Origin of the sequence: Kribbella sp. NBC_00709, assembly GCF_036226565.1 — a bacterium.
Classification (GTDB): Bacteria; Actinomycetota; Actinomycetes; order Propionibacteriales; family Kribbellaceae; genus Kribbella.
The window spans coordinates 241,607-267,360 of the sequence record NZ_CP108996.1 but is presented as its reverse complement, the minus strand read 5'-3'; the positions used below and the strand labels follow the sequence as shown (position 1 = coordinate 267,360).

At 69.2% G+C, this 25,754-nt stretch carries 22 protein-coding genes and 1 riboswitch; of the genes, 15 read left to right on the top strand and 7 right to left on the bottom strand.

Annotated features, from left to right (window positions below; all coding sequences use genetic code 11):
- Window positions 1–22: 22 nt before the first annotated feature.
- The 3 genes from ligA (at window position 23) to OHA18_RS01330 (ending at window position 3,946) form a co-directional block, all read left to right on the top strand.
- Complete coding sequence (gene ligA / locus OHA18_RS01340) at window positions 23–2,131, top strand: NAD-dependent DNA ligase LigA (protein WP_329001589.1); 2,109 nt, start codon at window positions 23–25, stop codon at window positions 2,129–2,131.
- Window positions 2,132–2,229: 98 nt separating this feature from the next.
- Window positions 2,230–3,699, top strand: coding sequence for a hypothetical protein (locus OHA18_RS01335; protein WP_329001588.1), 1,470 nt, complete (start codon window positions 2,230–2,232; stop codon window positions 3,697–3,699).
- Window positions 3,700–3,721: 22 nt separating this feature from the next.
- Window positions 3,722–3,946, top strand: coding sequence for a hypothetical protein (locus OHA18_RS01330; RefSeq protein WP_329001587.1), 225 nt, complete (start codon window positions 3,722–3,724; stop codon window positions 3,944–3,946).
- 56 nt (window positions 3,947–4,002) lie between these two features.
- Here OHA18_RS01330 and OHA18_RS01325 read toward each other — a convergent pair whose 3' ends face one another.
- Window positions 4,003–4,647 carry an ACT domain-containing protein gene (locus OHA18_RS01325; RefSeq protein ID WP_329001585.1) on the bottom strand — a complete coding sequence of 215 codons (645 nt, stop codon included), beginning with the start codon at window positions 4,645–4,647 and terminating at the stop codon, window positions 4,003–4,005.
- Between the two features lie 210 nt (window positions 4,648–4,857).
- Between OHA18_RS01325 and gatC the strand changes: the two genes are divergently transcribed.
- Genes gatC through gatB form a run of 3 tightly spaced genes read left to right on the top strand, consistent with a single transcriptional unit; the run spans window position 4,858 to window position 8,154 of the window.
- Window positions 4,858–5,154 (top strand): Asp-tRNA(Asn)/Glu-tRNA(Gln) amidotransferase subunit GatC, encoded by a 297-nt coding sequence (gene gatC / locus OHA18_RS01320; protein WP_329001584.1) that lies wholly within the window; start codon window positions 4,858–4,860, stop codon window positions 5,152–5,154.
- Window positions 5,155–5,200: 46 nt separating this feature from the next.
- Window positions 5,201–6,661, top strand: a complete 1,461-nt coding sequence (gene gatA, locus OHA18_RS01315) for an Asp-tRNA(Asn)/Glu-tRNA(Gln) amidotransferase subunit GatA (RefSeq protein WP_442914405.1) — start codon at window positions 5,201–5,203, stop codon at window positions 6,659–6,661.
- Complete coding sequence (gene gatB, locus OHA18_RS01310; RefSeq protein ID WP_329001582.1) at window positions 6,658–8,154, top strand: Asp-tRNA(Asn)/Glu-tRNA(Gln) amidotransferase subunit GatB; 1,497 nt, start codon at window positions 6,658–6,660, stop codon at window positions 8,152–8,154. The genes gatA and gatB overlap by 4 nt, the downstream gene beginning before the upstream one ends.
- Window positions 8,155–8,305: 151 nt before the next feature.
- Here the strand turns inward: gatB and OHA18_RS01305 are convergent, their stop codons facing one another.
- The 4 genes from OHA18_RS01305 to OHA18_RS01290 form a co-directional block, all read right to left on the bottom strand.
- On the bottom strand, window positions 8,306–8,785 hold the full coding sequence (locus OHA18_RS01305; RefSeq protein WP_329001581.1) for a hypothetical protein: 480 nt from the start codon (window positions 8,783–8,785) through the stop codon (window positions 8,306–8,308).
- A gap of 121 nt (window positions 8,786–8,906) precedes the next feature.
- On the bottom strand, window positions 8,907–10,037 hold the full coding sequence (locus OHA18_RS01300; protein WP_329001579.1) for a PQQ-dependent sugar dehydrogenase: 1,131 nt from the start codon (window positions 10,035–10,037) through the stop codon (window positions 8,907–8,909).
- Between the two features lie 116 nt (window positions 10,038–10,153).
- Entirely contained in the window at window positions 10,154–11,440 is a 1,287-nt protein-coding gene (locus OHA18_RS01295; RefSeq protein ID WP_329001577.1) for a cyclopropane-fatty-acyl-phospholipid synthase family protein, read from the bottom strand.
- Entirely contained in the window at window positions 11,437–12,816 is a 1,380-nt protein-coding gene (locus OHA18_RS01290) for an FAD-binding oxidoreductase (protein ID WP_329001576.1), read from the bottom strand. The genes OHA18_RS01295 and OHA18_RS01290 overlap by 4 nt, the downstream gene beginning before the upstream one ends.
- 54 nt (window positions 12,817–12,870) lie before the next feature.
- Between OHA18_RS01290 and OHA18_RS01285 the strand changes: the two genes are divergently transcribed.
- From OHA18_RS01285 to OHA18_RS01265, 5 genes are all read left to right on the top strand, one after another.
- On the top strand, window positions 12,871–13,800 hold the full coding sequence (locus OHA18_RS01285) for a 2-hydroxyacid dehydrogenase (protein ID WP_329001575.1): 930 nt from the start codon (window positions 12,871–12,873) through the stop codon (window positions 13,798–13,800).
- A gap of 10 nt (window positions 13,801–13,810) precedes the next feature.
- Window positions 13,811–14,905: a WD40/YVTN/BNR-like repeat-containing protein gene (locus OHA18_RS01280; protein WP_329001574.1), complete on the top strand. Its 1,095-nt coding sequence runs from the start codon at window positions 13,811–13,813 to the stop codon at window positions 14,903–14,905.
- Entirely contained in the window at window positions 14,902–15,165 is a 264-nt protein-coding gene (locus tag OHA18_RS01275) for a MoaD/ThiS family protein (protein ID WP_329001573.1), read from the top strand. The genes OHA18_RS01280 and OHA18_RS01275 overlap by 4 nt, the downstream gene beginning before the upstream one ends.
- Window positions 15,166–15,304: 139 nt before the next feature.
- The gene (locus tag OHA18_RS01270) at window positions 15,305–17,560 is read left to right on the top strand and encodes an MMPL family transporter (protein ID WP_329001572.1); all 2,256 of its coding nucleotides are present in this window, start codon (window positions 15,305–15,307) and stop codon (window positions 17,558–17,560) included.
- Between the two features lie 58 nt (window positions 17,561–17,618).
- Entirely contained in the window at window positions 17,619–18,158 is a 540-nt protein-coding gene (locus tag OHA18_RS01265; RefSeq protein WP_329001571.1) for an AAA family ATPase, read from the top strand.
- Window positions 18,159–18,171: 13 nt separating this feature from the next.
- Here the strand turns inward: OHA18_RS01265 and OHA18_RS01260 are convergent, their stop codons facing one another.
- Both OHA18_RS01260 and OHA18_RS01255 read right to left on the bottom strand, forming a co-directional pair.
- Window positions 18,172–19,098, bottom strand: a complete 927-nt coding sequence (locus tag OHA18_RS01260; protein ID WP_329006057.1) for a 5-aminoimidazole-4-carboxamide ribonucleotide transformylase — start codon at window positions 19,096–19,098, stop codon at window positions 18,172–18,174.
- 1 nt (window position 19,099) lies between these two features.
- A riboswitch (ZMP/ZTP riboswitch) is annotated at window positions 19,100–19,176 on the bottom strand.
- Between the two features lie 199 nt (window positions 19,177–19,375).
- A complete protein-coding gene (locus OHA18_RS01255) occupies window positions 19,376–20,098 on the bottom strand; it encodes a class I SAM-dependent methyltransferase (RefSeq protein ID WP_329001570.1) in 723 nt (240 codons plus the stop codon).
- Between the two features lie 55 nt (window positions 20,099–20,153).
- Between OHA18_RS01255 and ilvD the strand changes: the two genes are divergently transcribed.
- The 4 genes from ilvD to ilvC all read left to right on the top strand — a co-directional run bounded on the left by ilvD (window position 20,154) and on the right by ilvC (window position 25,630).
- Window positions 20,154–21,821 carry a dihydroxy-acid dehydratase gene (gene ilvD / locus OHA18_RS01250; RefSeq protein ID WP_329001569.1) on the top strand — a complete coding sequence of 556 codons (1,668 nt, stop codon included), beginning with the start codon at window positions 20,154–20,156 and terminating at the stop codon, window positions 21,819–21,821.
- 292 nt (window positions 21,822–22,113) lie between these two features.
- The gene (locus OHA18_RS01245; protein ID WP_329001568.1) at window positions 22,114–23,865 is read left to right on the top strand and encodes an acetolactate synthase large subunit; all 1,752 of its coding nucleotides are present in this window, start codon (window positions 22,114–22,116) and stop codon (window positions 23,863–23,865) included.
- Window positions 23,866–23,944: 79 nt separating this feature from the next.
- The gene (ilvN, locus tag OHA18_RS01240; protein ID WP_442914367.1) at window positions 23,945–24,583 is read left to right on the top strand and encodes an acetolactate synthase small subunit; all 639 of its coding nucleotides are present in this window, start codon (window positions 23,945–23,947) and stop codon (window positions 24,581–24,583) included.
- 27 nt (window positions 24,584–24,610) lie between these two features.
- The gene (ilvC, locus tag OHA18_RS01235; RefSeq protein WP_329006056.1) at window positions 24,611–25,630 is read left to right on the top strand and encodes a ketol-acid reductoisomerase; all 1,020 of its coding nucleotides are present in this window, start codon (window positions 24,611–24,613) and stop codon (window positions 25,628–25,630) included.
- The last annotated feature ends 124 nt before the right edge of the window (window positions 25,631–25,754 follow it).

The following is a 25,754-nucleotide window of genomic DNA, read 5'->3' as shown; positions in this document are numbered from 1 at the left end:
TAGCGCCCTGTAAGTTCAGCTCATGGGCACGGAAGAGAAGGCCGCGGCGCCGGCCGAGGTGCGGGTGCGGCATGCCGAGTTGAGCACGGAGATCGACGACCACCGGGCGCGGTACTACCTGGCCAGTCCGATCATCTCGGACGCCGAGTTCGACGTGCTCATGCATGAGCTGCAGGGGATCGAGGAGCAGTACCCCGAGCTGCGTACTCCGGACTCGCCCACCCAGAAGGTCGGCATCCCGATCTCCACGCTGTTCACCCCGATCCAGCACCCGATGCGGATGGAGAGCCTGGGCAACGCGTTCTCCGCCGAGCAGATGGAGGCCTGGGCCAAACGCCTGGAGCGCGAGGTCACGCTCCAGCAGATCCACGACAGCGGGTTCATCTGCGAGCTCAAGGTCGACGGCCTCGCCCTCGACCTGGTGTACGAGGACGGCAAGCTGGTCAGCGGCGCCACCCGCGGCGACGGCCGCACCGGCGAGGACGTGACCCCCAACGTCCGCACGATCAAAAGCATCCCGAACGAGCTGAAGGGCGAGGACCTCCCGTCCTTCCTGGAGGTCCGCGGCGAGGTCTACTTCCGGGTCGAGGACTTCGAGGAGCTCAACGCGCAGCTCGTCGAGGCCGGCAAGGACGTGTTCTCCAACCCGCGCAACAGCGCCGCCGGATCGCTGCGCCAGAAGGACCCGCGGGTCTCGGCCGGCCGCCCGCTGCGCTTCGTCGTGCACGGCCTCGGCAAGGTCGAGGGCCACCACATCGGCCGCCTGTCCGAGGCGTACGAGCAGCTGAAGGCGTGGGGCCTGCCGGTCAGCGACCGCGCCCGCCGGGTCGGCACGCTCGACGAGGTCAACGAGTTCATCGCGTACTACGGCGAGAACCGCCACTCGGTCGACCACGAGATCGACGGCGTCGTGGTGAAGGTCGACGAGGTTGATCTGCAGCGCGCGCTCGGGTCGACATCGAGCGCGCCCCGCTGGGCCATCGCGTTCAAGTACCCGCCGGAAGAGGTCAACACCAAGCTGATCGAGATCGAGGTGAACGTCGGCCGCACCGGCCGCGTCACCCCGTTCGCGCACATGGAGCCGGTCCGCGTCGCCGGCTCCACGGTGGAGTACGCGACGCTGCACAACGCCAAGGAGGTCGCCCGCAAGGACGTCCGCCCGGGCGACACCGTCGTACTCCGCAAGGCCGGTGATGTGATCCCAGAGGTGCTCGGACCGGTCGTCGATCTGCGTCCGAAGGGTCTGCCGGCCTGGGAGATGCCGACGCGGTGCCCGTGGTGCGACACCGTGCTGGCGCCGGCCAAGGAGTCCGATGTCGATATCCGCTGCCCCAACTCGCAGTACTGCCAGGGCCAGCTGCGGGAGCGGCTGTTCTACCTGGCCGGGCGGTCCGCGTTCGACATCGAGGGGCTCGGGTTCAAGGCGGCCGACGCGCTGATCCGGGGTGGGCTGATCGCCGACGAGGGTGACCTGTTCGCGGTGACCGAGGAGAAGCTGGCCGAGAGCGAGTTCTTCACCACCAAGGCCGGCGCCCTCTCGGCGAACGCGCGCAAACTGGTCGCGAACCTCGAGGAGGCCAAGGCCAAACCGCTGTCGCGGGCCCTGGTCGCGCTGTCGATCCGGCATGTCGGCCCGACCGCGGCGGCCGCGCTGACCGAGGTGTTCGACAACATCGACGACGTCCGGACGGCGAGCGAGGAGCAGTTGGCCGAGATCGAGGGCGTCGGGCCGACCATCGCGCAGGCGATGATCGAGTGGTTCCAGGTGCCGTGGCACCAGGCGATCGTGGACAAGTGGCACGCGTCCGGCGTGGTGATGCGCGAGGAGCGCACCGGACCGGAGTTCCCGCAGACCCTGACCGGCCTGTCGGTCGTGGTGACCGGGACCGTGGAGGGATTCAGCCGGGATGAGGCGACCGAGGCGATCGTGGGCCGCGGCGGGAAGGTCGCGAGCTCGGTGTCGAAGAAGACCTCGTTCGTGGTGGTCGGCGATTCGCCGGGATCGAAGTACGACAAGGCTGTCCAGCTCGGCGTACCGATCCTGGACGCCGCCGGGTTCCAGGTCCTGCTGGCCGACGGCGCCGACGCGGCGGCCGAGGTTGCGACCACTGGATCGCCGAACGCGGGATAACGATTCACACCGGGTCGTTGCGAGGTGGATCCGCCGGCCGGGCTGAGCCGTCGGACTGTTAACTTTGCACGTCGAGACGTGGGTCAGAAGGAGCAGATATGACGACGCCGCCGCAGGGACCATGGGGTCCTGGGCAGCCGGGGGGCCAGCCAGGCGGGCAGCACGGGGGACAGGGCGGGCAGCCGCCACAGCAGGGTGGTTGGGGCCAGCAGCCTCCGGCCCAGGGCGGTGGATGGGGTCAGCCCCCTCACCAGGGCCAACCCCCTCACCAGGGACAGCCTCCTCAGCAGGGGCGCCCGCCGCAGGGCCAGCCGCCCCACGGTCAGCCTCCTCAGGGGCAGCCGCCGCAGCAGGGCGGGTGGGGCCCGCAGCCTGGTCAGGGTCAGCCTGGTCAAGGGCAGCAGGGTCAGCCGCAGCAGGGCTGGGGTCAGCAGCAGAGCGGTCCGTACCAGCAGCAGTCCTGGGGTCAGCGGCCCCAGCAGCCCGGTCAGCAGCAGGGTGGCTGGCAACACCAGCAGGGGCAGTCGCCGTGGCAGCCCGGCGGTCCGGGCAGCTCGAAGGGCCCGGGTGGCATCAGCAAGGACAAGCTGCCGCTGGTCATCGGCGGCGGCGTGGTCGGCATCATCGTGATCGCTCTGCTGGTCTTCCTCGGCATCCACCAGTTCGGCGGTGACGACACCCCGGAGTCGAATCCGACGACCACCGAGCAGCCGACCGGCAGCCCGTCCAAGGGCGGCGAGAACGGCGAGCTCGGCAACGCGACCGGCCAGGCCAAGAACGCGACCGAGAAGCTGCAGGGCAACGGTTTCGGCTGCAGTGACCTGTTCAACACAGCCCAGGGTGCGCACCGTGGCTGCTTCAAGTACGAGGACCGCGCGCAGGCGGAGGCGCTGTTCCAGTTCAAGCCGGACGGCACGATCATCGCGATCCAGTTCGAGTCGGTGAACGAGGACAACAACAACAACGCCGCGGTCGTGTTCGACCAGGTGCTGCAGGCGGTCGGCAACGACACGTTCGGCGGCGACCAGGTGAAGAAGGTCCAGGACGCGGTCAAGCAGGGCCAGAAGTCGGAGAAGATCGACAGCAGCTGGGGCGAGTTCGAGCTGCGCAACGACGGCGACACCTACGAGCTGTCCGGCGCGAAGTCCGGCGAGGAGTCGCTCGACATTCCGGACAAGACCTTCGACACCACCAAGCCGCAGATGCTGGCGGCGCTGAAGGCGAAGGCGTACGTCTGCACGAGCTCCTGCACCAAGGAGATCGGCAAGTACGGCCAGCAGCGGGTGTACTTCTACGCCAGCGACGGCGAAGGCATCAAGGACATCCAGGTGAGCGCCTCCGGCGACACAGCGGATGTGAAGAAGGCGCTGCCGACCGCGCTGAACGACGCGTTCGGGGTGCTCAAGGGCGGCGATGTCGCGGCGCTGAAGTCGTACATCCAGGCGCACAGTGACGGGAAGTCGTACGCTTCTTATGTCGCCGGTTGGCGGGTCGAGATCAGAGGAAACAGCTCGGACAGCTACTCCTCGCAACAGGTCGAGATCACGTACGAGTCGTTCTACGTCTGAGGACGTCGGTTTCGGAGGCTGGATGAAGATCCCCCGGGAGAAGCGGGAGTCGCGGACGGTGGTCGCTCCACCGCCCGAGGCGGGCCGGCGCGTCGACGGCGGTGGGGCCTGGGGCCCCACCCAGTTCGACCTCCCGGACCAGGGTGGCAGCAACAGCCAGGCGATCCTGATCGTCGCCCTGGTCGGCGTGGTGGTCCTGCTGATCATCGCGGCCCTGTGGGTCCTCGCCTACTTCCAGTTCACCTGACCCGACGCAGAGCGAAGCCCCCGCCAGTGGCGGGGGCTTCGTCATGTCTGGAAGTGTCAGGCGGTGGCGCGGATGGTGACGGCCAGCGAGGCCAGGTAGGAGAGACGGGCCACTTCGGAGCCGAGGAACTCAGGCCCGCCGCGGCGGCCGATGACCAGGACGCGGCGGTCGGACTCCAACGGCGCCGCGACCAGGACCGACTCCGAGAGGCCCTTGTGGTCCGGGGCTTCCAGGGTCGTTGCCTTCTCCATCGGGAGCCAGCGGTCGGCCACGTCACCGAACTCCGGCGTCGCGCTCGTCTCCAGTGCGACCTTCACCTCGCTGCCGGTGCCGTCGAGCAGCGCTGCCCAGTCAGCGTGCAGGACGGCGGGCGACTGCTCGACCAGGATGTCGATCGCGTCCGTAGGAGCCGACGTCATCTGCTCGACCGCTTCGAGGTCCATGTGCAGGCCGCCGCCGGCGCCGTACCGGGAGAACCAGATGACCTCGACGTCGGCGACGCCGTTGCACGCGGACACGAGACGGTCCGGCAGCACGCCGGGCGGCAGGTCGACCACGATGTCGTCGACGGCGGTGCCGTTCTCACGCCGGTGCTCGACGATCTCGATCGCGTGGATGTCGGCGTTCACCTCGCCGAGGGCCGTTGCCACGGTGCCCAGCGAACCGGGCCGGTCGGGGATGATCAAGCGCAGCAGGAACACCGAACGATCATCTCCCAGCCGATCACCAAGCGCGTAACGCCCTGTCGCCGCCCATGTTACAGAGCGGTAGCCGCAAACACGCGCGCCCATCTCATCGGGGACTTGTCCACAGGCCGGGGGACGGCGAAATGAACCTGTCACGACCGGCCACTAGGATGGCTCGGGCCGGGAGGATTTCGCCCGGAAGTCCTGCGAACCATTGGATAGTTCATGCCATCGATTACCCGCGAAGAGGTTGCGCACCTGGCGCGACTGGCGCGGATCGAGCTCAGCGACGACGAGCTCGACCACCTTGCGCCGCAGCTCGACCAGATCATCGGACTGGTCGGGCAGGTCAGCCAGGTGGCGGCGGACGACATCCCGCCGACCTCGCACGCCCTGCCCCTGACCAACGTGATGCGCGCCGACGAGAACGTGCCGTGCCTCACGCCCGAGCAGGCGCTCTCCGGCGCGCCCGCCCAGGAGGGCCAGCGCTTCCGGGTGCCGCGGATCCTGGAGGAGGACTGACGTGTCGGATCTCACCAGGAAGACCGCGGCCGAGCTCGCGGAGTTGATGAAGTCCGGGCAGGCCAGCTCGGTCGAGGTCACCCAGGCCCACCTGGACCGGATCGCCGCCGTCGACGGTGACGTGCACGCGTTCCTGCACGTGGACACCGAAGGCGCGCTGGCGCAGGCCAGGGCGGTCGACGACAAGCGCGCGGCGGGGGAGCAGCTCGCCCCGCTCGCCGGTGTGCCGCTGGCGCTGAAGGACGTGCTCACCCAGGAGGGTGTGCCGACCACGGCCGGTTCGAAGATCCTCGAGGGCTGGAAGCCGCCGTACGACGCGACCGTCGTGCAGCGGTTGAAGGCGGCCGGGATCGTCATCCTCGGCAAGACCAACATGGACGAGTTCGCGATGGGCTCCTCCACCGAAAACTCGGCGTACGGCACCACCCACAACCCGTGGGACCTGAGCCGGATCCCGGGCGGTTCCGGCGGCGGTTCGTCCGCGGCCATCTCGGCGTACGAGGCGCCGCTCGCGATCGGCACCGACACCGGCGGCTCGATCCGGCAGCCGGGTGCGTTCACCGGCACGGTCGGCGTCAAGCCGACGTACGGCGGCACCTCGCGGTACGGGCTGATCGCGCTGGCGTCGTCGCTGGACACGCCCGGTCCCTGTGCCCGGACGACGCTCGACGCGGCGCTGCTGCACGAGGCGATCGCCGGGTACGACCCGATGGACTCGACGTCGATCAACCAGCCGGTCCCGGCCGTCGTCGAGGCCGCGCGCAACGGTGACGTCTCCGGTCTGCGGATCGGCGTGGTCAAGGAGCTCGGCGGCGAGGGGTACCAGCCGGGTGTCGAGGCCCGCTTCCACGAGGCGGTCGAGCTGCTTACCAAGCTCGGCGCCGAGGTGGTCGAGGTCTCCTGCCCGCACTTCGAGTACGCGCTGCCGGCGTACTACCTGATCCTGCCGAGCGAGGCCTCGTCCAACCTGGCCAAGTTCGACGCGATGCGGTACGGCCTGCGCGTCGGCGACGACGGCACGAACAGCGCCGAGAAGGTAACGAGCCTGAGCCGCGAGGCCGGCTTCGGCGCCGAGGTGAAGCGCCGCATCATCCTCGGCACCCACGCGCTGTCGAGCGGGTACTACGACGCGTACTACGGGCAGGCGCAGAAGGTGCGGACGCTGATCGCCCGCGACTTCGCCAAGGCCTACGAGCAGGTCGACGTGCTGGTCTCGCCGGCCACGCCGACGACCGCGTTCGCGATCGGTGACCGGATCGACGACCCGATCGCGATGTACAAGAACGACCTCTGCACGATCCCGTCCAACCTGGCCGGCAACGCGGCCGCGTCGTTCCCGTGCGGCCTCGCCGACGAGGACGGCATGCCGGTCGGCTTCCATGTGATGGCGCCGGTGATGCGCGACGACCTGTGCTACACCGTCGGCGCCGCGCTGGAGTCGGCGCTGGCCGAGCAGTGGGGCGGCGTACTGATGACGAAGGCTCCGGAGCTGGAGGTGACCCGATGACCGCTGCTGTCCTTGAGATCAATGACGCGCTGACGCAGTTCGACCCGGTGATGGGCCTCGAGGTGCACGTCGAGCTGAACACCAGGTCGAAGATGTTCTGCGGCTGCCCGACCGAGTTCGGCGCCCCGCCGAACACGCAGACCTGCCCGGTCTGCCTCGGTCTGCCGGGTGCGCTGCCGGTGGTGAACGCCCGCGGCGTCGAGTCGGCGATCAAGATCGGCCTGGCGCTGAACTGCGAGATCGCCGAGTGGTGCCGGTTCGCCCGGAAGAACTACTTCTACCCGGACATGCCGAAGAACTTCCAGACCTCGCAGTACGACGAGCCGATAGCGTTCAACGGCTGGACCGAGGTCGTCGTCGACGGTGAGACGTACCGGATCGAGATCGAGCGCGCGCACATGGAGGAGGACACCGGCAAGTCCACCCACATCGGTGGCGCGACCGGCCGGATCCACGGCGCCGACCACTCGCTGGTCGACTACAACCGGGCCGGCATCCCGCTGATCGAGATCGTCACCAAGACGATCGAGGTGCCGGGGGACAAGGCCGCCGCGGTCGCGCGGGCGTATGTGAGCATGCTGCGCGACCTGCTGCTCGCGCTCGACGTGTCCGACGTGCGGATGGACCAGGGCTCGCTGCGCTGCGACGCGAACGTGTCGCTGAAGCCGCGGGGATCCAGTGTGCTGGGCACGCGGACCGAGACGAAGAACGTGAACTCGTTCCGCTCGGTCGAGCGCGCGATCACCTACGAGATCACCCGGCAGGCGGCAGTGCTGACGTCCGGCGGGAAGGTCCTGCAGGAGACCCGGCACTGGCACGAGGACACCGGTATCACCACCTCCGGCCGGGAGAAGTCCGACGCCGACGACTACCGGTACTTCCCGGAGCCCGACCTGGTCCCGGTCGCGCCGTCGCGCGAGTGGGTCGAGGAGCTGCGCGCAACGCTGCCCGAGGCGCCGTCGGTGCGGCGGGCGCGGCTGCAGGAGGAGTGGGGCTTCACCGACCTCGAGATGCGCGACGTCATCAACGGCAACGCGCTGGAGCCGATCGTGGCGACGGTCGAGCTCGGCGTCACCCCGGCGGCCGCGAAGAAGTGGTGGCTGGGTGAGCTGGCCCGCTCGGCGAACGAGTCGGGTCAGGACCTGGACGCGCTGGGTGTCGGTCCGGCCCAGGTCGCCGAGGTGCAGAAGCTCGTCGACGACGGCGCGCTCAACGACAAGCTCGCGCGGCAGGTGTTCGAGGGTCTGCTCGCCGGTGAGGGTTCGCCGGCGGAGATCATCGAGAAGCGCGGCCTGGCCCTGGTGTCCGACGACTCGGCCCTGCTCGACGCCATCGACCGAGCGATCGCCGCCAACCCCGACGTCGTCGAAAAGGTCAACTCCGGCAAGCCGGCCGCCGCCGGCGCACTCATCGGCGCCGTCATGAAAGACATGCGAGGCCAAGCCGACGCCGCCAAGGTCCGCCAACTCCTCAACCAAAAACTAGGCATCTGACCCAGGCCGTGGGGGCGCCACCCCGGCACCCCCACGCCCGAAAACCCTCCTAGGAGACTTTCGAAAGGCTCCTAGGAGGGTTTCTTGCGCTATCCCAGCAAAACCCTCCTAGGGCGGGCCGCCAAGATCTGCGCCGTCCCGCCCCGAGCGATCAGGCTGCGTTCTTGTGTTCTTCGGTGGGGGCGTCGGCGATGACTTCGCGTTCGACGCGGCCGTCGTCTACGTCGGAGGCGTCGGCGAGCAGGGTCTGCGCGACCGAGAGTTCGTCGGTGGGGCAGCGGACCTCGTAGCGGGTTGCGAGGATCTGGGTGGTGACCGCGTCGGGGCGGTTGCGGGCGAGTCCGCGGAACATACCCCAGAGGGCTCCGACCAGTACGCCGTACACGAAGCCCCAGATCACGACAGCCAGACCGTTGAGCGTGGTTTCGGCGACCAGGGTGATGAAGACCGCCGCGAGTACGCCGACTGCGGCGCCCTGCAACGCGCTCATCCCCGTGAGCCGCACGACCGGGACGGTCTTGTGTCTGGTCGCTTGGCGGAGTCCGGCACCGACAACCTCCAGGCCGGCCGCGTCCATCCCGTAACTTCGCAGGTAGTCGACTGTCCGCTGAGCATCCTCGTAGGTGCTCACCGTAGCGATCACACTGCTGGGAACGCCGGGCCCCTGGCCGGTTCGCATACCGATCTCCTCCTCAGGTCGTCTGCTTACTTCACAAGTACCAGACGGCCCAAGGTCTGAAACGGTTGACGACTCAGGACGTGCTCAGCGTCACCCGAAGAATCCGGTCGTCGCCGTCGCGCGGCTGCCCGCGCCCGTCGGTGTTGGACGTGGTCACCCACAACGACCCGTCCGGCGCCGCCTCGACCGTGCGCAGACGCCCGTACTGGTTGGTGAAGAACGCCTGCGGTTCGCCCACTCGCTTGCCGTCGGCAACTGGTATCACCCACAGCCGCTCACCGCGCAACGACGCCATCACGATGTTCCCCTGGATGAACGCGATCCCCGACGGCGACGCGTCGGCCGTGTGCCACTGCGCGATCGGATCGGTCATCCCGTCCAAATGGCTGATCCCCTCGGCAGCCGGCCAGCCGTAGTTCGAGCCGGGGGTGATCACGTTCAGCTCGTCCCAGGTGTTCTGCCCGAACTCCGCCGCGTACAGCTGCTGGCCGTCGAACGCGAGCCCCTGGACGTTCCGGTGCCCCTTGGTGATCCACACCCGTCCGTCCGGGTTGCCGGGCGCGGCCTTCCCGTCGGTGGTGATCCGCAGGATCTTCCCGCCGAGCGAGTCGTCGTCCTGCGAGTTCGGCCGATCCGAGCCGTCCCCGGTCCCGGCGTACAGGTATCCGTCCGGGCCGAACCGCAGCCGCCCGCCGTTGTGGATCGCCGCCTGCGGAATCCCCTCCAGGATCACCTGCTGGCCGGACAGCTTCCCGTCCTGGTACGTGATCCGGGCGATCCGGTTGTTGTCCTCGCCGGAGTAGTACGCGTAGATGTACGGCTTCCCCGGGTACCCCGGATCGACCGCTAGCCCCAGCAACCCGCCCTCGGACGACGACTTCACCCCGTCGACCGTGCCGACCTCCGCCACCTGCCCGCCGGCGATCCGCTTGATCTTCCCCGAGTCCCGCTCCGCCACCAACGCACTCTTGTCCGGCAGAAACGCCAACCCCCACGGCACCTCGATCCCGGTCGCCACCGTCGAGGCCACGGTCAGCTTCACCGCGGTCCGTCCGGGAGCCGTACCAGTCGCCGTACCGGAAGCAGCCGGAGCCGACGCCGATCCAGAACTACTCGGCGTCGCCTCCGAACACCCCGTGGCCAGCGCCAACGCCGCAACCACCACCGCGGCCTGCCCCCGCCGCCTGACCTTCGTCCTGCTCACGCCGTCTCCTCCGCTAGACCTGCTTTAGAGGTCCCGCGGACAGGTGGCGCCTGCTGCGCGCCGCCCCACCTGTCCGCGCGACCTCTTACTTACTACACCGCAGGTCAACGAATGGTTCAGCTTCCCCACGTGGGGCGGAGCGGGAAGTGGGCGTTGGCTTCGTCGTCCAGTTTCACGGCGAGGAATTGGTGGAGTTGGGTGTTGTTGCGTTCGAAGCCGACGCGGCAGGCGGCGAGGTAGAGGCCCCAGATCTTGGCGGTGGCGTGGCCGACCTCGGCGACGGCCTCGTCCCAGTGGGTGACCAGGTTGTCCGACCAGGCGGCCAGCGTCAGCGCGTAGTGCTCGCGGAGGTTCTCCTCGTGGCGGACCTCGAAACCGGCGTCCTGCGCCTCGGCGATGATCCGGCCGGAGCCGATCAGTTCGCCGTCGGGGAAGATGTAGCGGTCGATGAACGCGCCGGTCGAGCGGAAGCGGTTGTCCGGCCGGGTGATGCTGTGGTTGAGCAGCCGGCCGCCGGGCTTCAGCCGGTCGAGCAGGAACCCGAAGTACGACGGGTAGTTGCGCACGCCGATGTGTTCGGTGAGGCCGATCGAGCTGATCGCGTCGAAGTCCCGCTCGGCCACGTCGCGGTAGTCGAGGAACCGGACCTCGGCCAGATGTTCGAGCCCTTCCCGCTTGATCGCCGCGTTCGCCCACTCCGCCTGGGCCGACGACAACGTGACGCCGAGCGCCTGTACGCCGTACTCGCGGGCCGCGTGCCGGACCATGCCGCCCCACCCGCACCCGACGTCGAGGAGTCGTTGCCCGGCCTGGAGGTCGAGCTTCCGCGCGACCAGGTCGTACTTCTCGAACTGCGCCTCCTCCAGGGTGGCGTCCGCCGTCGGGTAGACCGCGCAGGTGTAGGTCATCGACGGGCCGAGGATCCACTCGTAGAACGTGTTCGACACGTCGTAGTGGTGGTGGATTGCCGCCTTGTCCCGCGCCTTCGAGTGCCGCAGCCCCTCGAACGTCCGGCGCCACTTCGGCAGGTGCTCCTGCGGCGGCGGTGGCGGCGGCTTCAGGTGGCTCCAGCCGAGACCGTGCACGATCCGCAGCGCCTCGGCCGTCGTCGGACGCTCGAAGTGCACCTGGTTGAGCATCATCCGCATCAGGTCGTACGGGTTGCCCTCCTGGATGCCGGTGATCTCCAGGTCACCCATCACGTACGCGCGGACCAGGCCGAGATCACCGGGTGCGGTGAGGACGTAGGACAGGCCGCGCTCGGTGGCCAGATGCATGTGGATCGGCGAGTCCTCCGGACCCGTCGCGCTACCGTCGTACGCCGTGAACCGGAACGGCAGGCCGGCCGGGGTCACCGTGGTCAGTGCGTCAGCGATCGATACCTGGGTCGCGAGCGTCGTCATCGGCGCGTCACCGCCTTTTCGTAGAGCCCGGTCAGCCGGGCGTTCGGGTCGTAGCGTTCCTTTACCGCGGTCAGGGCCGCCACGTTGTACAGCCGGTCGAAGTTGCCACGGTCGTAGTAAGCATCGGAGTACAGCGATTTGTGCCCGCCGAAGTCGGTGACCGCTGCCTCGATCCGTCGGTTGACGTCGCCGTCCGCGTCTCCGGGCGCGATCGGCACGGTGCCCCAGAAGCCGACGTTCACGTAGGTCTCGCCGGGCTTGAGTGGATACAAAGGCCAATCCGAGGAGCCGCGCAGCCGCAGCGGGCACAGCCACACCGGCCGCATGCCCACGTTCGCGTCGAACCAGCGGAGGAAATCCGCGAGCCGGCCGACCGGGATCTCCACGTCCTGGACCACGCGCTCACGCTCCGCCTGGCCACGGCGCCGGTTCAGCCGGGCGGCGTACCCGTGGCGGTTCTCGAAGCCGACGATCTTGTGGAACACGTCGCTCCGCCGCCAGCGGCGAGGCCACAGCCGCCGTACGACGGGCTGCTGCGCGCCGAACGCCGCCGAACACCAGAACCAGTCGGTGTCCCACCGCCAGAGGTAGTCGTGCGCGGTGAGGAAGTCCTGCTGCCGCTGCTGGATCGAGCGGTAGTAGATCTGCTGACCCGTGTAGTCGCTCGTCCGGGTCGCGGCGTCGCTGTTGCGGCCGAGCGTGAGGTACGCCTCGGCCGGGCTGAACGCGACCCCGTCGACGAACTGCACCGGCTCCCCGTCGTACGTGCCTGAGGCAACGATCTGGTCGATCGCGGGGGCCAGTTCGTCGAGGTCGAGGCGGACGTGCCGGAGCGCGACGTACGGCGAGATCCGGTCGAGCTCGATCCGCAGCCGGGTCGCGTACCCGAGCGTGCCGTACGAGTTCGGGAACATCCGGAAGAGGTCCGCGTGCTCGCCCTCGGCCCGGGCGGTGACGAGCTCGCCGGCGCCGGTGAGGATGTCGAGCTCGAGCACCGACTCGTGCGGCAGGCCGGCCCGGAACGACGACGACTCGATGCCGAGCCCGGTGACCGCGCCGCCGAGCGTGATCGTCTTCAGCTGCGGCACCACCATCGGCGTCAGCCCGTACGGCAGGGTCGCCGCGACCAGGTCCTCGTACGTGCACATGCCCTGCACGTCCGCGGTCCGCCCGGCCGGGTCGACGCTGATCACGCCGGTCAGTTTGGAGACGTCCAGGCCTGGGCGGTCGAGCTCGGTTCGCGGCCGGAAGAGGTTGGAACTGCGCTTCGCCAGCCGGACCGGGTCGCCCTGCGAGATGCGCTGGTAGGACTCCCGCAGCCGCCCGACGGCCTGATCGTGTGCGAGCGTCGCCGCCAGATCCGATGTCGAAGGCACCGACCCAGAATACGACGATGCACCGCCTCCGGCACGGGATAGTAAGTTCGTCACATGGCTGATGTGCGGGCGTGGCTGCCCTGGGAAGATCCCGGCGTTTTCCTCGGCGGTCTGCCCAAGGGGTACGACGTGGACTTCTACTCCGGTGCCGAGCGGCCGGCGTCGCTCGACGAGGTGGAGTTCTACGTGCCCAGCTACATGGGCGGCGGCGATGTGTTCGACATCATCCGCGAGATGCCCGCGCTGAAGGTCGTGCAGCTGCAGACCGCCGGGTTCGAGCACGCGCAGTCGCGGCTGGCCGACGGCGTCACGCTGTGCAACGCGCGCGGCGTACACGATGCGTCGACGGCCGAGCTTGCGGTCGGGCTGATCCTGGCGTCGTACCGGCGGCTGCCGCGGGCCGTCCGCGACCAGGAGCGGGAGATCTGGCCGAGTTCGTACGACGAGGTCGACGACTCGCTCGCGGACCGGACCGTGCTGATCCTCGGGTACGGCGCGATCGGCGAGGCGCTCGAACGGCGGCTGAGCGGGTTCGAGTGCGACGTGATCCGGGTCGCGCGGCGGGCCCGGGACGGCGTGCACCCGACGAGTGAGCTGCCGGAGCTGCTGCCGCGCGCGGACGTCGTCGTAGTTCTGACGCCCGCGACCCCGGACACGCGCGGGATGGTGGATGCGAAGTTCCTGGCGAACCTGAAGGACGGTGCGCTGCTGGTGAACGTCGCGCGCGGTGTCGTCGTGGACACGGACGCGTTGCTGGCCGAGCTCGGCACGCGCCGGATCAGCGCCGCGCTCGACGTGACCGACCCCGAGCCGTTGCCCTCCGGACATCCGCTGTGGTCAGCTCCGAACGTACTGATCAACCCGCACCGAGGTGGTGCCTCGACGGCCTTCGCGCCGCGAGTGGCCCGCCTGGTGCGCGCGCAACTGGAGCGCTACGCGTCCGGAGAGCCGCTGATCAACGTAGTGGCAGGTCCACAACGCTAGGAGGACGACGATGTCCGAGGCCGTACTGCTGATCGGGACCAAGAAAGGTCTCTGGATCGGCCGGAGCGATGCCGCTCGCAAACAGTGGCGGCTGGACGGACCGGTGCCGGAGTTCGAGATGCAGGGCGTGTACGCCGTGGGCATCGACACCCGTGGCGACCAGCCTCGACTGTTCGTCGGCGGCACGAGTGAGCACTGGGGCCCGGCCGTCTTCCACTCCGACGACCTCGGCGCGACCTGGGCCGAGCCGCCGGAGGGCTCGATCGGGTTCCCGGCCGACGCCGAGGCCTCGCTCGAGCGCGTCTGGCAGATCCAGCCGGCCCCGCCCGGTCAGCCGGGGGTCGTGTACGCCGGCTCGCAGCCGTCCGCCCTGTGGAAGTCCACCGACGGCGGAGTGACGTTCGAGCTGGTCCGCGGGCTGTGGGACCACCCACATCGGACCCAGTGGGACGCCGGGTTCGGTGGCCAGGCCGTGCACACCGTGCTCCCGCACCCGACCGACGCCGATCGGGTCAGCGTGGCGATGTCGACCGGCGGCGTCTACCGGACCGCCGACGGCGGTGCGACGTGGGCGCCGGCCAACCAGGGCATCCAGGCGACGTTCTTCCCAGATCCGTATCCCGAGTTCGGTCAGTGCGTGCACAAGCTCGCCGGGCATCCCGACGTACCCGAGCGGATGTTCGCGCAGAACCACCACGGCGTCTACCGGTCGGACGACGGCGGCTCGATCTGGAAGTCGATCGCGGACGGCCTGCCGTCGGACTTCGGTTTCCCGATCGTGGTGCACCCGCACGAGCCCGCGACGATCTACGTGTTCCCGCTGGTCGCGGATGCGAACCGGATCCCGACCGAGGCGAAGTGCCGGGTCTACCGGTCCCGGGACGCGGGCTCGACCTGGGAGCCGCTGTCCGCCGGACTGCCCGACGTGTCCTACGTTCCGGTACTGCGGGACGCGATGACCACCGACGCCGCGGACCCGGCCGGCGTGTACGTCGGCACGCGCGACGGCTGCGTCTACGCGAGCGCCGACGCCGGCGACAGCTGGACCGAGGTCGCCAGCCACCTCCCCGACATCCTCACCGTGCGCGTCGCAGTGGTCGGATGATCGCGGTCCGCCTGCCCACTGTCCTCCGCCCGTTCGCGGGCGGCGCCGAGCGCGTCGAGGTCGCGGGCGCGACCGTCGCCGAGGCGTTCGCTGCCCTGGACGCGCCCTTGCGACGCCGCCTCACCGACGAGCGAGGCGCGCTGCGCCGCCATGTGAACATCTATCTGCGCGACGACAACATCCGCGACCTCGACGGCCTGGACACCCCACTCAGCGACGGCGACGAGCTCCTGATCCTCCCGAGCGTGGCAGGAGGCTGAAACAGCCTGCGACCGACTCGTGGCACAGCGGTCACCGTCGGCGCCGAGGGGTTGTGAGCTGCTCCGGGCCGATTTAGATTCGCCGGAGGGGCCGGCGGCTGGGCCGTCGCCTGGGGGGTGCCCGGGGGAGGGGCACCTTATGCATGCGTTTCTGGACCGGCTCGGCCGGGGTGCGGCACGTTTTCACTGGCTCGTGATCGCCGGCTGGCTGGTGGTCGTGGTCGGGCTGTTCGTGCTGCGATCGGCGTTCGGCGGCACGTTCGTCAACAACTACACGGTTCCGGGCAGTGAGTCGTCCGCCGGCTTGAACATCCTGAACAAGGACTTCGCCAGCGCCGGCGGGTACTCGGGCTCGATCGTCTTCCACGCGAAGACGGGCGCGGTGTCCGAGCAGGCGGACGCCGTGAAGACGTCCATGGAAGCGGTCGGCAAGCTGCCCGACGTGGTCAGTGCGGTCGACCCGCTGGCGACCTCGCAGACGGCGTACATCTCGAAGGACGGCAGCATCGTCAACGCGCCGGTGTCCTTCTCGGTGGTGCCGGCCTCGCTCGACAAGTCGTACGTCGACAAGCTGGACGCCGCAGTCCAGCCGGCCCGCGCTGCCGGGCTCCAGGTCGAGTACGGCGGTGGCACCGGGCAGATCGGGAAGCAGGCGAACGACGGGCCCTCGGAGGCGATCGGTCTGGCCTTGGCGCTGTTGCTGCTGTTCCTGATGTTCCGGTCCGTGGTCGCTTCCGGACTGCCACTGCTGGCAGCGGTCTTCAGCGTCGGCGGCGGGCTGGCGGTCCTCGGGCTGCTCGCGGCCGTCAAGGACTTCCCGGTCTCGGCGCCGACGGTGGCGACACTGCTCGGGTTGGGCGTCGCGATCGACTACGGCCTCTTCCTGGTGTCGCGTCACCGCGAGCAGCTCGACGACGGCATGGGTGTGGTCGAGTCGGCGGGCCGGGCCGAGTCCACGTCGGGCGCGGCGATCCTGGTCGCCGGTGGCACGGTCGTGATCGCGATCCTCGGGCTGTACGTGTCCGGCGTACCGTTCGTCGGCGCGCTCGGCCTGTCGTCGGCGATCGTGGTCGCGGTGACGGTGCTGGCCGCGCTCACCCTGATCCCGGCCCTGCTCGGTCTGGCGAAGTTCACGGTGCTCAATCGCAAGGACCGGCATCACCTCGTCGAGGAACGCGAGCTCGAGGCCGGGCTCCCGGACGAGACCGCGATCGCCGAGCATCGAGCGGAGGAGCGGGAGCGCCGCGACAGCAAGCACGAGCAGAGCGCGTTCGCTCGCTGGGGCCGCAAGGTCAGCGATAGGCCCTGGCCGTACGGCATCGCGGCGACGTTGGTGCTGCTCGTACTGGCGATCCCGTTGCTGTCGATGAACCTCGGTCAGCTCGACGCCGGCACCGACCCGTCCGGCGACTCCAGCCGGAAGGCGTACGACCTGATCGCGCAAGGCTTCGGCCCCGGCGCGAACGGTCCGCTGACGGTCGTCGTACAACTGCCGTCCTCGGGTGACAAGCAGACCCTGCTGAGCGGTCTGACATCCACCTTGCAGAAGACGCCCGGTGTGGCCGCGGTCCAGCCGCCGAGCACGAACAGCGCGGGTACGACGGCCATCATCAACGTCATCCCGACCACCTCGCCGTCCGCGGCCGAGACCGAGGACCTGGTCAACCGGATCCGCGACGACGTGCTGTCCGGCCAGCAGGAACCGACGTACGTCGTCGGCACCACCGCCGGGTACGTCGACTTCACCGAGAAGGTGGGCAGCCGGATGCCGTGGCTGATCGGGGCTGTCGTGGTGCTCGCGTTCCTGCTGCTCACGGTCGCGTTCCGCTCGCTGCTGATCGGGATCAAGGCGGCCGTGCTGAACCTGCTCTCGGTCGGGGCGGCGTACGGCGTGATCGTGACCGTCTTCCAGTGGGGCTGGGGGTCGTCGCTGGTCGGGATCGACGAGAACGTGCCGATCCCGTCGTTCGTGCCGATGCTGATGTTCGCGATCGTGTTCGGGTTGTCGATGGACTACGAGGTCTTCCTGCTGTCCCGGGTCCACGAGGCGTGGATGGCGACGAAGGACAGCCACCGCGCGGTGGCGATCGGGATCGGCGCGACGGCGCGGGTGATCACCACCGCGGCGGCGATCATGATCGTGGTCTTCCTGAGCTTCGTCCTGGACGACGATCCGACGGTGAAGATGCTGGCCGTCGGCATGGCGGTCGCGGTGCTGATCGATGCCAGCGTGGTCCGGATGATCCTGGTGCCGTCGGTGATGACGCTGCTCGGTGACCGCGCCTGGTGGCTGCCGCGCTGGCTGGACCGCATCGTCCCCGACATCCAGCTCGAAGGCGGCCCGCCGCCCGCACCGCCGGAGCCGACCCGGGAGCCGGCCGGCGTCTCCGGCTGACGCCGGCCGAAAAGAAAAGTCTGCAGTTTGCGGGCGGGGTTGGTTAGCGTCGGGCGCCATGAGCAACGTCCTTCTGCTGACCGGCCCGCCTGGTTCGGGCAAGACCACCGTCGCGCAGCTCGTCGCCACCGACGCGCCGCGACCGACGGTGCACGTGACGACCGACGAGTTCTTTCGCGCGATCCGCACCGGTTTTGTCCCGCCGTACCTGCCCGAGTCGGCACGGCAGAACGAGGTGGTGGTCGACGCGATCGTCGCGGCGGTCGCCGTCTATGCGCGGGGCGGGTACGACGTGGTCGTCGACGGGATCATCGGGCCATGGTTCCTGCCTCCGTACCGCAGTGCTGCGGGGGCCGGTGACTGGACGATGTCGTACGTCGTGCTGCGGCCCGGACTGGTGACGACGCTCGACCGTGCGCAGGCACGCAGCGCAGGGGAGTTGAAGGACGTCGAGGCGATCACCGGGTTGCACGGCGCGTTCGCGGAACTCGGCGAGCTCGAACCGCACGCGATCGACACGACCTCCCTCGATCCCGTGCAGACGGCGGCCGAGGTCCGCAAAGCTGTTGCCTCCGGCGACTATCAGCTCACGGCCTGAACCGGCGTACTGCTCAATGCCTGAACAGGCGTACTCCGGTCGCCGACCAGGTGATGCCGAGCTCGGCGCAGGCGGCGGCGACCTCGGCCGAGCGGATCGAGCCGCCCGGTTCGGCGATGTGGGTGACACCGTGGCGATGGGCTTCCTCGACGTTGTCGGTGAACGGGAGCGCGCCGTCGGACACCATCGACACGCCGGTCAGCGGCTCGTCCGACCGGCGGGACCACCACAGCCGCGCCTTCTCGCCGGCCAGCCGGGTGCAGTCGACCCGCGACTGCTGCCCGGCGCCGACGCCGATCGCCATCCCGTCCTTCACCAGCACGACGGTGTTCGATTGGGTGTAGCGGGCAACAATCATTCCCAGCAACAGGTCCCGGGCCGCGTCGTCCGGCACGGCCTCGTCCAGCAGGTCGCGCGTCAGCGGCAGCGCGTCACGCTCTTGTGTCAGCCGCAGTCCGTAGAGCTCGCGGGACTCTTCGGCGGGCGGCTCGAAGGTGGGGTCCGCTTCGAGGACGAGGTACGTCCCACGCTTCTTCGCTGCCAACGTGCCGACGACGCCCTCGTCGTACCCGGGCGCGATGATCCCGTCCGACACCACCCGCTTCAGCACAGCTGCGAGTTCCGTATCGACCGGGTGCGAGACCGCCACGAAGTCGCCGTACGACGACTTCGGATCGGCGTCACGCGCCCGCGTGTACGCCTCCGCGACGGTCGCACCGAGCGCGACGCCGGCGGGGGAGACGTGCTTGTACGACGCGGCAGCCGGTACGCCGAACATCCGCGCGGCCTCCCGCACGAGCTGCCAACCGGTCAGCGCATCAAGCACGTTGATGTACGACGGCTCGCCCGAAACCACCGTGAACGGCGAGCGATCGACCGGCGCCATGACGGCCGGTTGATGTGGATTCATCCCGTAACGCACGACGACCTCCGAGGTCAGTCGGAGGCGCCCAGGCGGACGACGCCTCGTTCTTCGCTCCCCGGTGGTACCCCACCCTCGCCAGTCGCACTGCCCTCAGCTTAGCCGCGCCACTCGCCGGTCCAGTCGTACAGCGGCGCCGTGGTCGCGTACTCGCGGAGTTACCGCGGTACACCGGCCCGTAGCACTCGATCACGACGCAGCCGTCGGTCAGTGTGTCGAGGACGGCCGCATTGTCGTGCCGCCGCCATCCGTCGATGTAGGCCTCGAGTCGATCCACCGGCTCAGGGTAGGCCGGTCAGCGCTTGGTGGCGCGGAAGACCAGGAGGCGGGCGTCGTCGGTCAGGGGCTGCTGCTGCCAGCCGCTGCGCACCTCGATGTCGGTGAAGCCTGCCTGGGAAAGGTCGGTGGTGATGGACTCCGGCGAGCGGAAGTACAGGGTGTTGCGGTAGATCGCGTCGTGGCCGTCGGGGAAGACGTTGTGGGCGTCGAAGACGACGCGGCCGTCGGAGACCTCGATCAGGTCGAGCCATTCGCGGAGGTGGCCGGCGGGGGTGTCGCGTTCGCCGTACGTCGCCTCGCGGGTCCACTGCTCCCACGCACGCGCCGCGGGATTGCGGGACTCGAAGCTGATCACGCCGCCGGGCCGGAGCGCGCCGGCCAGCGTGCTGAAGACCTCGGCCTGGTTGCTGATGTGCATGATCGTGTTACCGGTGCTGATGACGAGATCGGCGTCGTGAGTCTGTTCGACGGCGCTGAAGTCCCCCTCGATCCAGGTGACCGCATCGGCGCCAGGCCGGCGGCGCGCATAGCCCAGCATCGTGGGACTCGGGTCGACCCCGATCACCACTCGTCCAGGGGCGGCCAACGACCGGGTGAGCAGGCCGGTCCCGCAGCCGAGGTCCACGACCTTGCGGGTGCCGTCGGCCAGCCCGCGGTAGTAGGCGTGGTCCTCGCCGGCCGGGTTGTCCAGGTCGTAGAGCTCTACCAGCAGTTCGTCGCCGTACGGATCGTCAGTCACCCGCGAATGCTAGAAGCCGGGTTCCGAAGAGGACAGCGATATATAGAGTGGCGGCATGGTCGATGTGAAGCCCCGCAGCCGGACAGTGACCGATGGGCTGGAGGCCACCGCCAGCCGGGGGATGCTCCGCGCGGTCGGGATGGGTGACGACGACTGGGCCAAGCCACAGGTCGGAGTCGCCTCCAGCTGGAACGAGATCACCCCCTGCAACCTCTCGCTGGACCGGCTCGCCAAGGCGGTCAAGGAAGGCGTGCACGCAGCCGGCGGGTACCCGCTCGAGTTCGGCACGATCAGCGTCTCCGACGGCATCTCGATGGGCCACGTCGGCATGCACTACTCGCTGGTCAGCCGCGAGATCATCGCCGACTCGGTCGAGACCGTGATGGAGGCCGAGCGGCTCGACGGCTCGGTGCTGCTGGCCGGCTGCGACAAGTCGCTGCCCGGGATGCTGATGGCCGCGGCCCGGCTCGACCTCGCGTCGGTGTTCCTGTACGCCGGTTCGATCATGCCCGGCCGGCTCGGCGACAAGGACGTCACGATCATCGACGCCTTCGAGGCGGTCGGCGCCTGCGTCCGCGGCCTGATCACCCGCGAGGAGGTCGACGCGGTCGAACGCGCGATCTGCCCGGGTGAAGGCGCCTGCGGCGGGATGTACACGGCCAACACGATGGCCGCCTCCGCCGAGGCCCTCGGTATGTCGCTGCCGGGTTCTGCTGCGCCGCCCGCCGTGGATCGCCGCCGCGACGGTTACGCGCGCAAGTCCGGCGAAGCGGTGGTCGGCCTCCTGCAGAAGGGCATCACTGCCCGCCAGATCCTCACCAAGGAGGCGTTCGAGAACGCGATCGCCGTGGTGATGGCGCTGGGGGGTTCCACGAACGCGGTCCTGCATCTGCTGGCCATCGCCCGGGAGGCGGAGGTCGAGCTCAGCCTCGCCGACTTCAACCGGGTCGGTGAGCGCGTACCGCATCTCGGTGACCTGAAGCCGTTCGGGCGGTACGTGATGACCGATGTGGACCGGGTGGGTGGGATCCCGGTGGTGATGCGGGCGCTGCTCGACGCCGGCCTGCTGCACGGCGACTGCCTGACCGTGACCGGTAGGACGATGGCGGAGAACCTCGCCGACATCGCGCCGCCGGACATCGACGGCACGATCATCCGCGCGCTCGACAAGCCGATCCACCACACCGGCGGCATCACGATCCTGCACGGCTCGCTCGCCCCGGAAGGCGCGGTCGTGAAGAGCGCGGGCTTCGACTCCGACGTGTTCGAGGGCACGGCGCGGGTGTTCGACGGCGAGCGCGCCGCGATGGACGCCGTACCCGACCTGAACGCCGGCGACGTCGTCGTGATCCGGTACGAAGGCCCGAAGGGCGGTCCCGGGATGCGCGAGATGCTCGCGGTCACCGGCGCGATCAAGGGCGCCGGCCTCGGCAAGGACGTGCTGCTGCTCACCGACGGCCGCTTCTCCGGCGGTACGACGGGACTCTGCGTCGGGCACGTGGCGCCCGAGGCCGTCGACGGGGGACCGATCGCCTTCGTCCGCGACGGCGACCGCATCACCCTCGACGTCGCGAACCGCACCCTCGACCTGCACCTCAGCCCGGAAGAACTCGAGCACCGCAAACAGGGCTGGACCCCGAAGACGCCGTCGATCACCAAGGGCGTGCTGGGCAAGTACACCCGCCTGGTCCGCTCGGCGTCCGAGGGTGCTGTCTGCATCTAGGGACGGGCATCTCAGATGACGAGACACAGCGCCGCCGAACTTGACCCGGTCGCGGTCTGTCGGCGAATAATGCCTACATGCGATCGATTCTCCTCGTACTTGTGCGGCGCGCCGACTGACGCGACCACAGAGTCGAGCGCGCCCCTTCAGCCAACCCGGCGGAAGGGGTTTTTTGTTGCCAGGGCGACTATCTGCGACCCAGTAGCGCCAGGACAGCAGCCACAAGCGAGGATGGATCGGTCGCGAAAAGCCAACAACGGCTACATCGTGACAGGACTGAGGGAAGGCACTCATGAGTGAGCAGCTGACCGGGGCACAGGCTCTGATCCGCGCACTGGAACATGCCGGGGTCGACACCGTCTTCGGCATCCCGGGTGGCGCGATCCTCCCGGCGTACGACCCGATGCTCGACTCGACCCAGATCCGCCACATCCTGGTACGTCACGAGCAGGGCGCCGGCCACGCCGCCCAGGGGTACGCCGCCGCGTCCGGCAAGACCGGCGTGTGCATGGCGACCTCCGGCCCGGGCGCGACCAACCTGGTGACGCCGATCGCCGACGCGTACATGGACTCGGTGCCGATGGTCGCCATCACCGGTCAGGTCGCCGGCGCCGCGATCGGCACGGACGCCTTCCAGGAGGCGGACATCCGCGGCATCACGATGCCGATCACCAAGCACAACTTCCTGGTCACCGACCCGGCCGACATCGCCACCACGATCGCCGAGGCGTTCCACATCGCCTCCACCGGCCGGCCCGGCCCGGTGCTGGTCGACGTGACCAAGGACGCGATGCAGACCCAGGGCGTCGACTTCCAGTGGCCGACCGAGCTCGCGCTGCCCGGCTACCGGCCGGTGACCCGCCCGCACCCCAAGCAGGTGCGCGAGGCGGCCCGCCTGATCGCGGCGGCCGAGAAGCCGGTGCTGTACGTCGGCGGCGGCGTGATCCGCGCCCAGGCCAGCCCCGAGCTGAAGGAGCTCGCCGAGCTGCTCGGCATCCCCGTCGTCACCACGCTGATGGCCCGCGGCGCGCTGCCGGACTCGCACGAGCTGCATTTCGGCATGCCCGGCATGCACGGCTCGGTGTCCGCGGTCGGAGCCCTGCAGCGCTCCGACCTGCTGATCACGCTGGGCGCGCGGTTCGACGACCGGGTGACCGGCAAGCTCGACTCGTTCGCGCCCGAGGCGAAGGTCATCCACGCCGACATCGACCCGGCCGAGATCGGCAAGAACCGGGCCGCCGACGTGCCGATCGTGGGTGACTGCAAGGAGGTCATCACCGACCTGATCGCCGCCCTGCGGACCGAGATCGCGAGCTCCGGCCGCACCCCGTCGTACGACGCCTGGCGCAACCAGCTGGAATCGGTCCGCGCGAAGTACCCGGTGGCGTACGACGAACCCGAGGACGGGACGCTCTCCCCGCAGTACGTGATCGAGCGGATCGGCCAGATCGCCGGACCGGACGCGATCTACACCGCGGGCGTCGGCCAGCACCAGATGTGGTCCGCGCACTACCTGCCGTTCGAGAAGCCCGGCCACTGGCTGAACTCCGGCGGCCTCGGCACCATGGGGTACGCCGTGCCGGCCGCGATGGGCGCCAAGGTCGCGCGGCCGGACAAGACCGTGTGGGCGATCGACGGCGACGGCTGCTTCCAGATGACCAACCAGGAGCTGGTCACCTGTGCGCTGGAGGGCATCCCGATCAAGGTTGCGGTGATCAACAACCAGTCGCTGGGCATGGTCCGGCAGTGGCAGACGCTGTTCTACGACAAGCGCTACTCCAACACCGACCTGCACTCGGCCCGGATCCCGGACTTCGCCAAGCTGGCCGAGGCGATGGGCGGCGTCGGGCTGCGCTGCTCGGACAAGGACTCCGTCGACGCCACCATCGACAAGGCGATGTCGGTCACCGACCAGCCCGTCGTGGTCGACTTCGTCGTGCACCGCGACGCGATGGTGTGGCCGATGGTCGCCGCCGGCGTGAGCAACGACGAGATCCAGATCGCTCGCGACATGGCCCCCAAGTGGGACGGGGAGGAGCTGTAGTGAGAGAGCGCAGCGAACGAACAAATCCAACACCGCCCACTCGTGCCTCATCGGCGCCCGGAGCGAAGCGAGGACGTCGATGAGTAAGCACACTCTGAGCATCCTGGTCGAGAACAAGCACGGTGTGCTGGCCCGGGTCGCGGCGCTGATCTCGCGGCGGGGGTTCAACATCGACTCCCTCGCGGTCGGTCCGACCGAGCACCCCGAGGTGTCCCGGATGACCATCGCGGTCAGTGTGGACGAGCAGCCTCTGGAGCAGATCACCAAGCAGCTGAACAAGCTGGTGAACGTGATCAAGATCGTCGAACTCGAGCCCAGCCAGACGGTTCAGCGCGAACTGCTGCTGGTGAAGGTCAAGGCCGACACCCTCACCCGTGGACAGGTGCTGGAGACCGTCCAGCTGTTCCGTGCGAAGGTGGTGGACGTCGCACCGGACGCGATCACGATCGAGGCGACCGGCAATCCCGAGAAACTCGAAGCCATGCTCCGGGTGCTGGAACCCTTCGGCGTCCGCGAGCTGGTGCAGTCCGGCATGGTGGCGATCGGCCGGGGCAGCCGCTCCATCTCCGACCGCACCCTGCGGCCGGTCCCGGTGCCGCCGCCGCACGTCCAGTCGGGACCCCCGACCGTGCAGGCCCGGCCCGTCGATCGTTCGCAGCACCACCCGGTGCCGGCCCCGCCGCCGGGCCGCGCCGCCGCCGTACCGAATCAACACTAAGGAGAAGTGCCGCAAGTGGCAGCTGAAATGTTCTACGACGACAACGCCGACCTGTCGGTGATCCAGGGCCGCCACGTGGCCGTCCTCGGCTACGGCTCCCAGGGCCACGCCCACGCGCTCTCGCTGCGCGACTCCGGCGTCGACGTCCGGGTCGGCCTGCCGGAGGGTTCGAAGAGCCGGGCCAAGGCCGAGGCCCAGGGCCTGCGCGTGCTCAGCCCGGCCGAGGCGGTCGAGGAGGCCGACGTCATCGTCGTCCTCGCGCCGGACCCGGCTCAGCGCAAGCTCTACAAGGAGGCCATCGAGCCGAACCTGGTCGACGGCGACGCGCTCGTCTTCGGTCACGGCTTCAACATCCGGTTCGGCTACATCAAGCCGCCGGCCGGTGTCGACGTCTTCATGGTCGCCCCGAAGGGCCCGGGCCACCTGGTCCGCCGCGAGTACACCGAGGGTCGCGGCGTACCCGTGCTGGTAGCGGTGGAGCAGGACGCCACCGGCAAGGCGTGGGACCTGGCGCTCTCGTACGCGAAGGGCATCGGCGGTCTGCGGGCCGGCGGTATCAAGACCACCTTCACCGAGGAGACCGAGACCGACCTGTTCGGTGAGCAGGCCGTCCTCTGCGGTGGCGTCTCGGCGCTGATCCAGAACGGCTTCGAGGTACTGACCGAGGCCGGCTACCAGCCCGAGGTCGCGTACTTCGAGTGCCTGCACGAGCTCAAGCTGATCGTCGACCTGATCTACGAAGGCGGCATCGCCAAGCAGCGCTGGTCGGTGTCCGACACCGCCGAGTACGGCGACTACGTGTCCGGCCCGCGGATCATCGACGCGTCGGTGAAGCAGCGGATGAAGGAGGTCCTCGGTGACATCACCGACGGCACCTTCGCGGCCCGCTTCATCGCCGACCAGGACGCCGGCGCGCCGGAGTTCGCCGAGTTCCGCAAGAAGAGCCAGGAGCACCCGATCGAGGCCGTGGGCAAGGAACTGCGCGGTCTGATGGCGTGGGTCAAGTCGCACGACGACGACTACGTCGAGGGCAGCGCCGCACGCTGACGTACTCGGGCCTCGGACACGTTTCGGGGCCTTGACCACCTTCTCGGGGCCTTGGACAGGTTATTTCCTGTCCAAGGCCCCGCGTTCATGTCCGCGGTCCCGCCGACTGACGCCGGTGTTTGAC

Bases quoted from the DNA above. Each gene is read 5' to 3' on its own strand.
- OHA18_RS01245 (WP_329001568.1), top strand. From the start codon at position 22,114: ATGAGTGAGCAGCTGACCGGGGCACAGGCTCTGATCCGCGCACTGGAA.
- ilvN (WP_442914367.1), top strand. From the start codon at position 23,945: ATGAGTAAGCACACTCTGAGCATCCTGGTCGAGAACAAGCACGGTGTG.
- OHA18_RS01265 (WP_329001571.1), top strand. From the start codon at position 17,619: ATGAGCAACGTCCTTCTGCTGACCGGCCCGCCTGGTTCGGGCAAGACC.
- ligA (WP_329001589.1), top strand. From the start codon at position 23: ATGGGCACGGAAGAGAAGGCCGCGGCGCCGGCCGAGGTGCGGGTGCGG.
- OHA18_RS01275 (WP_329001573.1), top strand. From the start codon at position 14,902: ATGATCGCGGTCCGCCTGCCCACTGTCCTCCGCCCGTTCGCGGGCGGC.
- gatA (WP_442914405.1), top strand. From the start codon at position 5,201: ATGAAGTCCGGGCAGGCCAGCTCGGTCGAGGTCACCCAGGCCCACCTG.
- OHA18_RS01335 (WP_329001588.1), top strand. From the start codon at position 2,230: ATGACGACGCCGCCGCAGGGACCATGGGGTCCTGGGCAGCCGGGGGGC.
- ilvC (WP_329006056.1), top strand. From the start codon at position 24,611: ATGTTCTACGACGACAACGCCGACCTGTCGGTGATCCAGGGCCGCCAC.
- ilvD (WP_329001569.1), top strand. From the start codon at position 20,154: ATGGTCGATGTGAAGCCCCGCAGCCGGACAGTGACCGATGGGCTGGAG.
- gatC (WP_329001584.1), top strand. From the start codon at position 4,858: ATGCCATCGATTACCCGCGAAGAGGTTGCGCACCTGGCGCGACTGGCG.
- OHA18_RS01270 (WP_329001572.1), top strand. From the start codon at position 15,305: ATGCATGCGTTTCTGGACCGGCTCGGCCGGGGTGCGGCACGTTTTCAC.
- OHA18_RS01295 (WP_329001577.1), bottom strand. From the start codon at position 11,440: ATGACGACGCTCGCGACCCAGGTATCGATCGCTGACGCACTGACCACG.
- OHA18_RS01330 (WP_329001587.1), top strand. From the start codon at position 3,722: ATGAAGATCCCCCGGGAGAAGCGGGAGTCGCGGACGGTGGTCGCTCCA.
- OHA18_RS01280 (WP_329001574.1), top strand. From the start codon at position 13,811: ATGTCCGAGGCCGTACTGCTGATCGGGACCAAGAAAGGTCTCTGGATC.
- OHA18_RS01285 (WP_329001575.1), top strand. From the start codon at position 12,871: ATGGCTGATGTGCGGGCGTGGCTGCCCTGGGAAGATCCCGGCGTTTTC.
- gatB (WP_329001582.1), top strand. From the start codon at position 6,658: ATGACCGCTGCTGTCCTTGAGATCAATGACGCGCTGACGCAGTTCGAC.